Below are 13,286 nucleotides of genomic sequence, written 5' to 3' on the forward strand. Positions count from 1 at the left end.
TTGAGGCGCTACCCTTGCGCCTCAACCACCTTAATCTCCACCATCCCAATCCCCAGCTGACGTGGGGAGTGGCCGAGAATATTCCCTTCGTTCGTAGACTCAGGCGCTGGTGGGACAATCACCAGCGTGCTGGCCTGCGTCGGGTTATCGAAGTGCAGCGTAGTGGTGGTCACATCGTGCCCAAGCGTCAGCGTTTGCTCGCTATTGCCAACGCGCACGGGAATCGGTTTATCGGCATTCTGACCAAACGCTTTCGCGGTGATCACCAAATCAAATTTCTTCGGCAGCGGATGCTGATACTCAATTTTCACTTCGTTGCCCAACTGTGCGTTGGACCAGCGCCCCCAGCCTTCCGGACGCGAAATGCCGCTAAACTGCTTCACCTCTTCCGGCGCACCGGCGACATTGAAAATGAAACTGTCGGCTTTGTAGCGAATATCGTTATCCACCACTTTCAGAGTGTCGACGTTACCGTTGTAGCGTGTCATGTCGATTACCGTGTCTTTGAATGCCGTTTTGCCTTTCCACTGCGCTTTATCGACGTGCTGTACTTTTTGTTCTCCGCCGAGCTGCCCCTGCGAGACGCACCAGTCGGTGGAGAGCGCGAATTCTGGCGCCCAAAGCTGGCCCATTTTGTAGCAGCGGTCAATCCAGACGAAGTTATCGCGTGGGGCAAAATCAGCTAACTGGTAGCGCAGTGGCGCGGAGTATTCGCTTTCCGGCAGCGGTTCGACGCGTTTTTCCGACACGCGCAGCAGCAGCGGCAGGCGGAAATGGCTGCCAGAGAAGGCAATCATGTTTTTCTGCGAATCGATGGTGAAATCTTTCATCTCTTTCGGGAAATTCCACAGGCGGATGATGTCGGGTTTCCACGCCAGCACTTTCTCTTTCATATTGAGGAAAATGGTCGACAGCGATTCGCCCGAGAGGCTGCTGCGCCCCAGGCCGATGAAGTTATCACCGCCCAGAATATCGAGCACCGTTGCGCCGTTATCCATGGTGTTACGCTTTTGCGCCATCACTTCCTGCTGAGGCTGGTCGCCGCGCAGGACGAAGAACAGGTTGTTGCGATCCTGCTTATTGAGGGAATCCCAGGCGGTATTTTTCATCGCCAGATGATCGGAGGACACCACGATCACCGTGTTTTTAAAGTACGGCGAGGCTTTGATTCTGTTAATGAATTCCGCAATATTCTGCTGACTACAGCTTACGGCGCTGAAGGATTGATTGGCTTTGCCGCCAATTTCATAGCTTTTACGCGAGCAACTGCGCGAGATAAAACCATCCGGGTGATGCGTGTCGACGGTCAGCGTAAACAGCGAGAAACGCTTGCCCTCTTTAGAGAGCGTTTCGAATTTTTTCCACGCTTCGTCCAGCACCGTGTCATCGTAGAAGCCCCAATCGTTGCGGTAGTTTGGGTCATCAACGGTGGCTTTCAGCTCTTCGGAGCCATAGAGGTTGTCGAAACCGTGCGACTTCAGGAAGACATCTTTCCCTGCGAAGCGCAGGTTCGCGCCCTGCACGAAATAGTTTTCATAACCGGAGTTTTTCAGGATATCGCCAAGGCAGATATTCTGCGGAAAGAAGCTGGAGAGTGACGCGGAAGCGTTGCCTTCAAACGGTGCGAACAGCGGAATGCCGCATTGTGAAGCGACCATCCCGGCAATGGTGTAGTCGGTGCCCGGCAGCTGCATGGTGTGGCTGAAATCGATGCTGTTATCTTTCAGCGCGCCAAGCTCCGGTGCGAGATCCGGAAACGCCTCGTTATCAAAATAGGTGCGCTCCAGGCTTTCACCGTAGATGTAGACGAGGTTCAGCTTTGGCTGTGGAATGCTTTTGGCCGGCTCTTTGTAATAAATAGAAAAATCAGGATCGCCATCGCGCGACTGGGATTTTACCAGTTCGCTAATCTGGCGAAACGCCGGGCTGGCATCGACGGAACCCACTGCCAGCACCAGCGCCAGCAGGCTGTAACCAAAATGATGCGGATGATGACGGCGGCGACGCAACAGCCAGCCGAGCGTGCCGAATACAGCAACCAGCCCAAACACCAGGCCGATACCTGGCAGGATGTACTTGCTAACCCCTGCGCCGGTCAGGCTGTTGGTGAGCGTGTAAAGTACAGCGTCATTGATGCCGTCGCCGGTGAAATAGTCGCTGGCATAGAGCGTAATGTTGAGTACGACAAAAAATCCCAAAACAATCAGCGTAGCGGCGAACCACCACGTATTGCGGCCTGCCTTCAGGGCGTAAATCGCCACGGAGGCAAGAAAAAGAGCAAGGGAGAGCAACTCTGACACTACGTATCCTCAACAGCGCCAGTTTTCTGGCCAGACATTTATTGAACAGCATAATGTAATCATGCCGTCGTATAGCTGCAATTCTAGCGTCATCAAAGTGTGCTGTTGTTCAGAATTGGTTTATAAATAGCCGATTTTATCGTCGAAGAAGGGAACTTTTGTGCATGAGGGGTAACACGGATGTTGCAGCGTGCGGATAAACGAATGGGCGCCCATCCGCACGCTCAGCGGGATCAGGAGAGGAAGTTCACACCCTGTTTCAGCACCAGATCGCAGGCTTTGGCTTTCACTTTTTTACCCAGATCGGTATTGCCCAGGCTTTCAAGATTCAGCTGCTGGCCATCTTTTGCATTCAGCAGGCCCTGGATGCCGTCCATATAGCTGGTGTCTTTTTTCTGCTCAGCGGCAGTGTCCAGACCCAGTTTATCCAGCACCTGAGATTTGATGTTATCGACGTTGGCAACAGAGGTGATTTTCTCTTTTGCGCAGTAACCCATAATGCCCGCCGCGTTATTCATGGTGCTCGAGCTCAGAGACTGCGAACCGCCATTCAGCAGGCTGGTTAATGAAGAGAGCGATGTGCCGCTCTGCTGGCTGCTGCTCTGTCCGCCTAACTGGCTGGCTGCACTGCTCAGGGTATCGGTCAGAGAATTGGCGTTGGCCGCCGTTGCGAAGAAGGCGCCCGCAAGGATTGCGCCACATAACAGGGATTTGGTCGTTTTCATGAGAAGCACTCTATTCATGCAATGAATGTATTAGGCCGCCAGTATACTCCCGGTAGGCACTAAGATTTATCTCAATACTCTTTGCCGGTGACCCGGCTGCGATAGCTGTCCCAGTTAAAGATGACCCACAGGCTGTTGCCGAGGCGCATACGGTCCATCACGCGTTCTCCCAGCAATTTATTCATCTCATCCATATTACTGTTGGTGAGCATACCGGTAGGGCGCTTGGAAGAAGAGCGACGATCGACAATCTGGTTGATGATCACTTTCTCGTAGCGCGACTCCGTTTGCACTCCGATTTCGTCGATCACCAGCAGGTCGACCTGGCTGAGATCGTTCAGCAGTTGCTCTTCGCTGGTTTCGCGATTGCTGAAGGTATCCTTCATAGCCGACATAATGTCGGCAACGGTGATGATCAGCACCGATTTCCCGCGGAGGAGCAGTTCATTGCAGATGGCCGCCGCCAGATGGTTTTTCCCGGTACCAGGCTTGCCGGAGAAGATAAAACTGGCAATGTTGCCATCGAACTCTTCCACGTACTGACGCGCTTTTGACAGCGCGTTCATTTGGCCTTCGTTTTCCACACGATAATTGTCGAACGAGCAGTTCTGGTGCAGCGGGCGAATGCCCGAGCGGTTAAATGTGCGCTGCATTTTCATGGCGCGGTTTTCCCGCTCCAGCGCAGCGGCGCGGATTTTTCCCTGCTCTTTTTGCCAGGCCAGCAGCTCTTCACCGGTGGTGAAGGCGGGCTTGACGTTCGCCGGCATCATCTTTTGCAGGCGTTTCATTAAATCGCCAACGTTTTTCATGCTCATCCTCTGAAACCAGGGGGAATATGATTATCGGGTTCGGATACGCTGTTCAGGTCGCGCTTCGGCTGGCCGTTATTGCTCGCGCGGCCCATTTGCACGCTACGCGCCAGTTTTTGCTGCCACTGCACGTGATGGAACACTTTCCCTTCTGCCTGCCAGTAAGCGACAAATGAAGCCAGTTCCTCTGGGGTGACCGGCTCGCTGAGGGCAATACCCCACAACGCGGAAAGCCGCAAAAATTCGGCATCCGGTTGCCAGCCTGCATACATGGCAAATTTGCCCATCGGCACGGCGACAGGCATGGGCGCAGGCTCTTCAAAGAACTGCGTATCCAGCGCCACATCGCTGCCCGGACGGGCGAGTTTTTCTTCCAGCGCTAACAATTGTGCCAGCCGTTCCGGCGTGATGGCGTAGAACGCGGGCGCATTGTTAGCAAATACGGCCAGTGCGCCACCTTCTGTTTTAGCAAGAATGGCAGCAGGATCGGCGACAAAAGCGTCAATACCAATCACGTTCGGCGTCAAAATACGAGAAGACATAACACTATCTCAATACAGAAAAACAACAGGAAGGCTGCGGGGACCCCGCAGGTTAATGTGCATATAGTAGCACAGAGCATGAAAGGGACGGCAGCCTTAATCCCGGCTGCCGTCGCGTAGAGGATTAGACACGCGGGCGTTTACGATACAGCCACAGGCCTGGAATCGACAAACCGATAGAGAGCGCGCCGACAATCGATGAGGCCTTAAGAAAGTTGCTGATGAGCGCAATCATCATCTCTTCGGTGTAGCCTAAGTGGCTGATTTTTACCGCCGAAATCATGGCGGTATAGGCTGATATACCAGGGAACATGGGGATGACGGCGGCGACGGTAAAGATCTTCGGGTGCGCCAGGTACCAGCGCGACCAGCGAATGCCGATGCTGCCGACCAGAATCGCGGCGAGGAACGTCGCCCACTCAATGTTAAACCCGGCAGTCATCATCACAAAACGCGAGCCGTGGCCGATCGCGCCCAATAGTGCGCACCACGGCAGCGCCCGGTGCGGTACGTTGAACACCATCGCAAAACCCACCGCCGGAATGGACGAGAGAATAATGTCCTGAACCAGTGCCAGCAAAAAATCGATTATACCCATCCGCGCAGCCCCCAAACGGTCATGGCCATCACCACGCCTACGCAGGTGGCGAGCGTCAGCAGGCTGGCAATGGCCCAGCGCGCCAGCCCGGTATTGATGTGGCCTTTAAACATGTCGGCCACGGCGTTAATGAGTGGGAAACCCGGTACCAGTAGCAGCACGCTGGCCGCCATCGCCACGGTGGAGGTTTGGCTGAACGCAGGCGCGCGCAACAGCAGGCCAGAGACGGTCGTCGCGGCGAAGGCGGTGATACAGAAATTGATTTGCGGGTGCATCGCGCGGTGAGTGAGGATCTGGCGAATATACATCGCGATAGTACTGGCGCAGAGCGTGACGAATGCGCCATCCCAGCCGCCGTTGTTGAGTTTGCAGAAACAGGCGCACGAGAGGCCGACCATCATCACCACGAGCCAGCGCGGATAGCGCAGCGGCTTGATTTGCGTGAAGCGTTTGGCGACATCGCGCGCATCCAGCAGTTTGTGCTCTGCCATGATGACGATGTGCTGGATCTCCGTGACGACGTGCATGTTGATGCCGCGATCGGCATTTTTACGCGTCGAGGTAATGCATTTTCCGTCTTTAATTGTTGATAAAACAATGGCATTCGGTGAAATGGCTATTTCGACGCTGTCCATTCCCAGCGCGCGCCCCAAGCGTGAGGCCAGCTCATCAACCAGCGCGCTTTCCGCGCCGTGCTGAAGCAGAAAAAGGCCGCACTGAATACAGAGCCGCGTTATGCCTCGCTGGGTATCGTGATCTATTTCCGTGGTCATCCTGCATCCTCGGTACAACTGCCTGATGGCTTACTTTTACCCGAAGCGCCAGTGATGAGAGTCCGTGTCGGATCAAATAATGTGCAAAAAGGTGTCAGTGTTTTGTGGTTGCTCATAATTTGATGCCCGCCACACTTTCTGAAAATTGTCGAAAAGTGCAGCTTTTGAACAGGTTTTGCTCTTCTTTTCCCACGCCCCCTTATCAAAAATGCATGAATAAACTTTATGCAAACATAAAATAAACAAATAATTAACCTATTCAACGTGAGGCGACCCTATGAAGACACAAGTGGTGATTATCGGCGCGGGACCTTCAGGGCTGCTATTGGGGCAGTTGCTGCATAACGCGGGCATTCAGACTTTGATTCTGGAGCGTCAGACGCCGGACTACGTGTTAGGGCGTATCCGGGCCGGGATTCTGGAAAGCGGCACGGTTGGTCTGCTGCGTGAAGCGGGCGTGGCGAAGCGGATGGATGCGGAAGGGCTGGTGCATCATGGCGTGGAGTTTTTGTTTAACGGCAAACGCATTCCGGTGCCACTGAGTGAACTGACTGGCGGCAAGAGCGTGATGGTTTACGGGCAAACTGAAGTGACGCGTGACCTGATGGAGGCCCGGCAGTCCAGCGGCGCGCCTGCTATTTATGGTGTGAGCGATGTGCGTATCGATGACATCAAAAGTGACAGCCCAACAGTCACCTTTACCAAAGGCGGTGAAACCTGCCGCGTTACCTGCGATTTTGTCGCCGGATGCGATGGCTTTCACGGCGTTTCGCGGCAAACCATTCCGCGCGAAATTTTGCGGGAATACGAAAGTGTCTGGCCGTTCGGCTGGTTAGGGATGCTGGCCGATACGCCGCCGGTGAATCCGGAGCTGATTTACGCCCATCACGAACGCGGGTTCGTTCTTTGTAGTCAGCGCTCACTAACTCGTAGTCGCTACTATTTACAGGTACCGCTAACGGAAAAAGTTGAGCAGTGGTCTGACGAACGCTTCTGGCAAGAGTTGAAGCGTCGCCTGCCAGAAGATCTGAGCCAGAAGTTAGTGACTGGTCACTCACTTGAAAAGAGCATCGCCCCACTGCGCAGCTACGTGGTGGAACCGATGCAGTATGGCCGCCTGTTCCTGGTGGGCGATGCGGCGCACATCGTGCCGCCAACGGGCGCGAAAGGGTTAAATCTGGCGGCGTCGGACGTCAATTATCTGTGGCGTATCCTGTGCCAGTATTATCAACACGGACGGGCTGACCTGCTGGATCGTTACTCGCAGCTGGCGCTTAATCGTGTCTGGAAAGGGGAACGGTTTAGCTGGTTTATGACTCACCTGCTGCACGATTTCCAGGATAAGAGTGAATTCGATAAAAAGATGCAGGAAGCGGATCGTCAGTATTATCTGGGCTCACGCGCTGGCCTGACGACGATTGCGGAGAACTACGTTGGGCTGCCGTATGAGGCGGTCGAGTCGTTGTAAATGGTTGCCTCTCACTTTTATCCATTAAGGGTGAGGGGCGCGCCTGCATATTTAATAAATTCAAAAATTAAATAACACTCAAATAAACCATACAATTAATTAATGTTTTAATTATAGCTTACGCGTTTATTCATTTTTTCTAATTGCATTTAGATTACCATTTTATAAACAATGTGACATATTATATCGGTTAACCTTTTGCCGTGACGCCTCATATTTAATTATAGCAATTTGATTTAATTTATTAGGGCAAGAAAAGGTATTTCTGGAACAAGGAAGAACAGGTCCATTTTTTAACAAATCATCCGCATGGGTGAGCATAAAAAAGGATCGTCGATTGGATGCGGAGGTTTTATGTTACAAGGATACTGCAAGTTCGGCGTCATTATCAGTAAAATACCGGTGATGCAATCCGGGTTGAATGCGCTCATGACCGCGCATTTCCCCGATTATGAGCTGAACGTTTGTCACTCTCTGGAAGAGCTTACGCTGCTCCAACTGCGTCGGGCTGACCTGGTGCTGGTCGATCTCTCTGGCGATATTCACCAGCCGCGCAATGTGTGCCAGCAATTTTACGCTTTACTGTCGCAATACCGTGATATTCATTGGGTTTTCCTCGTTAGTCGCCCTCACTATTCCCTTGCCATTGAATTTTTGATGCGTCCGGAAAGCACTCTGCTGTCTGACTCCGAGCCTGTTGAACGTGTGGTGATGGCGATTCGTCAGGGCGGTGTTTCTGCGGAACGCATTAGTCAAAAGTTATTGGCGCCGGACTACAACGATTTTCATGCTGAAAATGAAAAAATGGTGATGCTGACGCTGTCGGAACGTAAGGTTTTACGTCTGCTGGCGAAGGGATGGGGCATTAATCAAATCGCCACGCTGTTGAAAAAGAGCAATAAAACGATCAGTGCGCAGAAGAACAGCGCGATGCGTCGTTTGTCATTGCGCAGCAACGCTGAAATGTACGCGTGGATCAACAGCACTCAGGGAATGAAGGAACTCAATCTCTACTCAGCATATGGAGAACCGGCAGAATGGAAAAACATCACGGAAAGCAGCATGTCGCTATAGTCGAACCCTGCGTGATGGCGGAAGTCGGCCTGCGTCATTTGTTAGCCGCGTCTTCCAGAAGCCCCTATGTATTTCATTTTTTCCGTTCCGCCGATGCGTTAAGAGAATCGATGCTGAGCGACGACTATTTTGCGGTGATTTGCTGTTTGTCAGGTACGCGTGAACTACGTCTCGAGAGCCTGCTGATTCAGGATGAAATTGCGAACAGCAGGTCAGACATTATTCGCATCATCCTGGCTGGCGATCGGCAAGAAGTGGAACTGATTAAGCAACTTTCACCAACGCTGTTGAACGGCGTGGTGAGCAAAGCGGAATCGCTCACCCGGCTGAAGAACACGATCCTCGAACTTTTGCGCAGCGGCGGTACGCAGCAGCCCGCGCAAGATGAAAGTGATATCACCGTACATCACCGTTTTTTAAGCCCGACCGAGCGGGCCATTTTACGTTACATGACCTGCGGTTATTCCTTAACGGATATCGCCGCGCGGCTTGAGCGGAATATTAAAACCATTCGCGCACATAAATTTAACGCCATGGCGAAACTGGGCGTCAATTCTGATATCGGGTTGCTGAGCGCGGCGGATTTACTGATGTCATTGCCCGATCGGGAAGGCTTATCCGGCGACCTGCCCTATTTTTTGTAGCTGAAAACCGGAGCGGATACATCAGCTCCGGCCTGTGAGGCTTACAAACACACATCAACCCAGGTCGCGTTGGTCAGCTGCGCCATGCGTTCGGGGGATATCCGCACTGCGCTGTGCGTAGCCCCGGCGGCGGGCAGTACTTCCGCATACTGCTGTAAAGAGACATCACAATAGACGGCAAGTGGGTTTTCCAGGCCAAACGGGCAGACGCCGCCAACCGGGTGGCCGGTCAACGTCACCACTTCATCGCTACTCAACATGCGAGCTTTCGCGCCAAAGGTTGTTTTCAGCTTTTTGTTATCCAGGCGGGCGTCGCCTTTTGCCACGATCAGAATGACCTGCTCTTTAACTTTCAGTGACAGCGTTTTAGCTATCTGGCCGGGTTCAACCTGGTGGGCCTCGGCGGCAAGGGCGACGGTAGCGGTACTTTGCCCTGATTCGATAATCTCAATATCGGGGGCGTGTTCGGCGAAGAATTGCCGCACAGATTGCAGGCTCATTGGACTCTCCTGAAAAATTGTGGCGTTCAATCTGTCACAAGCCTCGAATCCTGTAAATATTTGCCTTAAGGGAATCGGATAAAACCGCGTTTTCTGGATCTCCTTCACAATCACTGCAACCGGTTACAGTAACCGGTTGCAGTTCCGTTGAGAGGAGATTAAAACTGTGAGTGTCATTTACGCTGTACCCAATAATAAAAGCCCTGTACGACGTGTCGCGTAACACGCGTTTGTATAGCGGCAAAATCGTTGTTGCTGTGCTTACGTCTCAAGCCTGTCAGGAGGGCTGCTATGTCTGCTGGTCACACTGCGTTTAATTTAATTTTCCGGTTCGTGGAAAACTACGTCAGCCCCGTTGCCGGGCGTATTTCCTCGCAACGTCACGTGATGGCAATCCGTGACGGCTTTATCTCTGCGATGCCGTTTATGATTGTCGGCTCGTTCTTACTGGTCTTCGCCTATCCGCCATTTTCGCCGGACACCACCTGGGGCTTTGCCCGCGCGTGGTTAGATTTAGCGAAAGAGTTTGAAGGTCGTATTCTGACACCGTTTGATATGACCATGGGCATTATGTCCATCTACATCTGTGCGGCGATTTCTTATAACCTTGGCAAACATTACGAAAAATCCCACCAGCTTGATCCATTTATGTGCGCCATGTTGTCTATTATGGCGTTCCTGCTGGTGGCTGCGCCGAAAAGCAACGGCACGCTACCGGTTGATAGCCTCGGCGGAACCGGGATTTTCACCGCCATTCTGGTGGCCATTTACTGCGTTGAGCTGATGCGCTTTTTGAAAGCGCACAACATCGGTATCCGCCTGCCGGATCAGGTGCCGCCGATGATCAAAAACTCATTTGACCTGCTGATTCCGGTGCTGGTGGTGGTGCTGACGCTCTATCCGCTAAGCCTGCTGATTCAGAGCCAGTTTGGTATGCTGATCCCGCAGGCGATTATGTCGCTGTTTAAACCGCTGGTATCGGCGGCGGATTCCCTGCCGGCGATTCTGCTCGCCGTGCTGATTGGTCACCTGCTGTGGTTTGCGGGCATTCACGGGGCGGCGATTGTCTCCGGGATGCTGCAAATGTTCTGGCTGACCAACCTTGGCCTGAACCAAACTGCGCTGGCGCAGAGTGCGCCGCTACCACATATCTTTATGGAAGCGTTCTGGACCTTCTTCATTGTCATCGGTGGCTCGGGGGCGACCATGGGGCTGGTGTTCTGCTACCTGCGTAGCCGTTCAGCGCACCTGCGTTCTATTGGCCGTCTGAGCGTGGTGCCGAGCCTGTTTAACATCAACGAACCGGTGATTTTCGGTACGCCAATCGTGATGAACCCGGTGTTCTTTATTCCGTTCCTGTTAGCGCCAATGGTTAACGCTGTACTGGCCTGGGCGGCAATGAAACTGGACCTCATTGGCCGCGTGATCTCGGTTGTTCCGTGGACGGCTCCGGCACCGATTGGCGGGGCATGGGCGTTAGGCTGGGATTTCCGCGCGGCGATTCTGGTGGTGCTGCTGGCCTGCGTATCCGCCATCATCTACTACCCGTTCTTCAAGGTGTATGAGAAGCAGCTGCTGGCGCAGGAAGAAGAAGAAGCGCAGCGTGCGGCTGAAGAGAGCCAGCAGGTTGCGTAACGGTTGAGTCGGGATTGTTGCCGGGTGGCGCTGCGCTTACCCGGCCTACCGATGATATTCTATATTTTGTAGGCCCGATAAGCTTGCGCATCGGGCATTGCTCGATCTAACTATTTGAGCGTGCAGTCACCGCATTGCTGCACATCCGGCAGGCGGTAACGCTGACAACAGGTACGGCGAACCAGCACCCCCTCGCGCGGCACAACGGTGCGCCACAGCGGGTTGTCCTGGCCGTAGGAAAGGGTTTTCGCAAAGAAGAATTGTTGGCGCAGGCTATTAACCTGCTCTTCGCCCAGCACGGTTTTCATCTCACCCAGATACCAGTTAATCAGATAACCGGTGTTGCTCCAGATAAGCTTCCCGTTAATGTCACCCGTGGCTTCCAGGGCCTCAACAACCGGGATCAACGCCTGTTTTATCAGCATTTCCATGCGATATGACGCCGAAACCTGGCTGGCACACGCATCTTCCTGCACATCGACCCAGAAGCAGGCGGCACGGCCCGTTTCATGAAATTCAACGTGAAAATGCTCCGGTGAGAGGTCAAGCGCGGCGTCTTCTGTCAGCAGCGCCAGCATCAGCGGCGGCACCATCAGGCCGATATACCATTGCGCCCACAACGAGATCAGCGGTTTATTCTCCCGCGTCATGGTTGGCTGGTTACGGTAGATGTGATCGGAATAGAGCGCCAGCAACGAACTGAGCTCTGAGGGCCGCATCCACTCCGCCAGGGTTTTGGCTTGCGCAGGATGAGGCTCATCAAGTTTGAAGCACTCCAGCATATGCGGGCGCTGTTCGGCGATTTTGTCGCGCACAGACTCAGCCAGCGGTCGCTCACGTGTTGGAAGCGGCGCGCGCCAGATAATATCCTCTGCAATCGGTGCGGAACGGTAGGCCATAGAATTCGCTGGATACAAATCTAAATGATAATGATTGCCAATCCTAGCTATAGATAAAACCGAGCGCAAGGAATTTGTGTGCCTTACGCTCGGGTTGTGAGGTTAGTACTGGAGGAGGGCGTCGCTGGTCAGTATATGGTTGCGGCCCAGGCGCTTGGCCTCATAGAGGGCTTTATCAGCATTTTCCAGCGCTTTATCAATCTCTTCGCCTTCCAGTGGGGCGATGCCAATACTGATGGTCACGTTGGTTGCCACGCTGGCGTTCAGAATGTGCGGAATTTTCAGATCATACACTTTCTGGCGGATACGCTCTGCGGCACGTTGGGCGCTATCTGCATTGCTGTTTGCCAGCAGGACAACGAACTCTTCGCCGCCGAAGCGAGTCACAATATCGCGTGAGCGCACGGCATCGCGTACCGCTGCGGAAACCTGAATCAGCGCCTGATCGCCCATCATATGACCATAGTGGTCGTTATAGGCTTTGAAATGGTCGATATCCAGTAACAGGACATAATGACTTTCCGGCGCCAGCGACATTAGCGTGGCGAAACGGTGCTGGAAGCCACGGCGGTTATAAAGCCCGGTTAAGGGGTCGAGCATACTTAAATCATTCAGCGTTTCCCGCTCTGCCAGCAGCTTGTGCATCAGGCTCTGGGCAAAGGCGTCGTTACGCTTTTCAATCAGATGCTGAATGCTAATGCCGACAATGGGCAGCGCAAGGCAGAATGCCATCCTTGCCCATTGTTCACTGTCACTGAACAGCAGACAGATGATAAAAACCGGCAGTGAGTGCAGCAGGAACGCCACGATATTATTCGAAAAGGCGATGGTGCCAATGAACAATACGTTGAGCAGGACGACGATTAAGAAATTAACTTCATCCGGATGCGTGCCCGGCATTTTTATCACGATGTGCCAGGCCCATAAACAGCCGAAAATAACTGAAATTATAGGAAGATAGATTTTTCGCTCTGCATTCAGCCAGTGCCAGAGTAACAGTACGCTACTTATGCCCAAAATAAACGCCAGGGGAATCGTAAACGCATGAACTTTATAGATAGGGTTCAATAACGAAAATAGCGACGACACCAGATTGAGAAAAAGGAAGAGCCTCAGCGTGAGCTGATACTTTTTGCTGTGCAAAGACCGCCAGGATTGTACTGTCATAAGAGATCGTTATTAATCTTCTGGTTATTAATGAAAGGTCGCCAGCTGTGAACAAGACAAAATAGAACATGCAAGAAGTGCACGCAAACCCCAGGAATTAAGAGGGGGAAGTTTACGGTCGCACAATTTATCACCTTACAACCGTCGTGTCA

At 52.9% G+C, this 13,286-nt stretch carries 13 protein-coding genes; 4 read left to right on the plus strand and 9 right to left on the minus strand.

Annotated elements, in window-relative coordinates; translation table 11 throughout:
- Window positions 1-8: 8 nt before the first annotated feature.
- From opgB to ACWWFX_RS20305, 6 genes are all read right to left on the minus strand, one after another.
- The gene (gene opgB, locus ACWWFX_RS20280; protein ID WP_473224635.1) at window positions 9-2,300 is read right to left on the minus strand and encodes a phosphatidylglycerol--membrane-oligosaccharide glycerophosphotransferase; all 2,292 of its coding nucleotides are present in this window, start codon (window positions 2,298-2,300) and stop codon (window positions 9-11) included.
- A 233-nt stretch (window positions 2,301-2,533) separates the two neighbouring features.
- The gene (locus tag ACWWFX_RS20285) at window positions 2,534-3,025 is read right to left on the minus strand and encodes a YjjA family protein (protein ID WP_276221817.1); all 492 of its coding nucleotides are present in this window, start codon (window positions 3,023-3,025) and stop codon (window positions 2,534-2,536) included.
- Between the two features lie 71 nt (window positions 3,026-3,096).
- Window positions 3,097-3,834: a DNA replication protein DnaC gene (gene dnaC / locus ACWWFX_RS20290; protein WP_276221818.1), complete on the minus strand. Its 738-nt coding sequence runs from the start codon at window positions 3,832-3,834 to the stop codon at window positions 3,097-3,099.
- Between the two features lie 2 nt (window positions 3,835-3,836).
- The gene (dnaT, locus tag ACWWFX_RS20295) at window positions 3,837-4,376 is read right to left on the minus strand and encodes a primosomal protein DnaT (protein WP_015966045.1); all 540 of its coding nucleotides are present in this window, start codon (window positions 4,374-4,376) and stop codon (window positions 3,837-3,839) included.
- A gap of 124 nt (window positions 4,377-4,500) precedes the next feature.
- Window positions 4,501-4,974 (minus strand): threonine/serine exporter, encoded by a 474-nt coding sequence (locus tag ACWWFX_RS20300; protein WP_276221821.1) that lies wholly within the window; start codon window positions 4,972-4,974, stop codon window positions 4,501-4,503.
- Window positions 4,965-5,747 (minus strand): threonine/serine exporter family protein, encoded by a 783-nt coding sequence (locus tag ACWWFX_RS20305; RefSeq protein WP_456147073.1) that lies wholly within the window; start codon window positions 5,745-5,747, stop codon window positions 4,965-4,967. The genes ACWWFX_RS20300 and ACWWFX_RS20305 overlap by 10 nt, the downstream gene beginning before the upstream one ends.
- A 277-nt stretch (window positions 5,748-6,024) precedes the next feature.
- Between ACWWFX_RS20305 and pobA the strand changes: the two genes are divergently transcribed.
- The 3 genes from pobA to bglJ all read left to right on the plus strand — a co-directional run bounded on the left by pobA (window position 6,025) and on the right by bglJ (window position 8,933).
- The gene (gene pobA, locus ACWWFX_RS20310) at window positions 6,025-7,215 is read left to right on the plus strand and encodes a 4-hydroxybenzoate 3-monooxygenase (protein WP_456147074.1); all 1,191 of its coding nucleotides are present in this window, start codon (window positions 6,025-6,027) and stop codon (window positions 7,213-7,215) included.
- A 354-nt stretch (window positions 7,216-7,569) separates the two neighbouring features.
- Entirely contained in the window at window positions 7,570-8,289 is a 720-nt protein-coding gene (locus ACWWFX_RS20315) for a helix-turn-helix transcriptional regulator (RefSeq protein ID WP_276221826.1), read from the plus strand.
- Window positions 8,253-8,933, plus strand: coding sequence for a DNA-binding transcriptional activator BglJ (bglJ, locus tag ACWWFX_RS20320; RefSeq protein ID WP_473224636.1), 681 nt, complete (start codon window positions 8,253-8,255; stop codon window positions 8,931-8,933). The genes ACWWFX_RS20315 and bglJ overlap by 37 nt, the downstream gene beginning before the upstream one ends.
- A gap of 41 nt (window positions 8,934-8,974) precedes the next feature.
- Here bglJ and ACWWFX_RS20325 read toward each other — a convergent pair whose 3' ends face one another.
- Window positions 8,975-9,433: a YbaK/EbsC family protein gene (locus ACWWFX_RS20325; RefSeq protein WP_276221830.1), complete on the minus strand. Its 459-nt coding sequence runs from the start codon at window positions 9,431-9,433 to the stop codon at window positions 8,975-8,977.
- Window positions 9,434-9,724: 291 nt separating this feature from the next.
- Here ACWWFX_RS20325 and ACWWFX_RS20330 point away from each other — a divergent pair, with 291 nt between their 5' ends.
- Window positions 9,725-11,068 carry a PTS sugar transporter subunit IIC gene (locus tag ACWWFX_RS20330; RefSeq protein WP_231825470.1) on the plus strand — a complete coding sequence of 448 codons (1,344 nt, stop codon included), beginning with the start codon at window positions 9,725-9,727 and terminating at the stop codon, window positions 11,066-11,068.
- A 110-nt stretch (window positions 11,069-11,178) separates the two neighbouring features.
- Here the strand turns inward: ACWWFX_RS20330 and fhuF are convergent, their stop codons facing one another.
- Together fhuF and ACWWFX_RS20340 are read right to left on the minus strand one after the other, a co-directional pair.
- The gene (fhuF, locus tag ACWWFX_RS20335) at window positions 11,179-11,967 is read right to left on the minus strand and encodes a siderophore-iron reductase FhuF (protein ID WP_473224637.1); all 789 of its coding nucleotides are present in this window, start codon (window positions 11,965-11,967) and stop codon (window positions 11,179-11,181) included.
- 102 nt (window positions 11,968-12,069) lie between these two features.
- A complete protein-coding gene (locus ACWWFX_RS20340; protein ID WP_276221836.1) occupies window positions 12,070-13,134 on the minus strand; it encodes a GGDEF domain-containing protein in 1,065 nt (354 codons plus the stop codon).
- Window positions 13,135-13,286 lie beyond the last annotated feature (152 nt).

It is taken from the genome of Pseudocitrobacter sp. 2023LY-00077, from assembly GCF_055796175.1.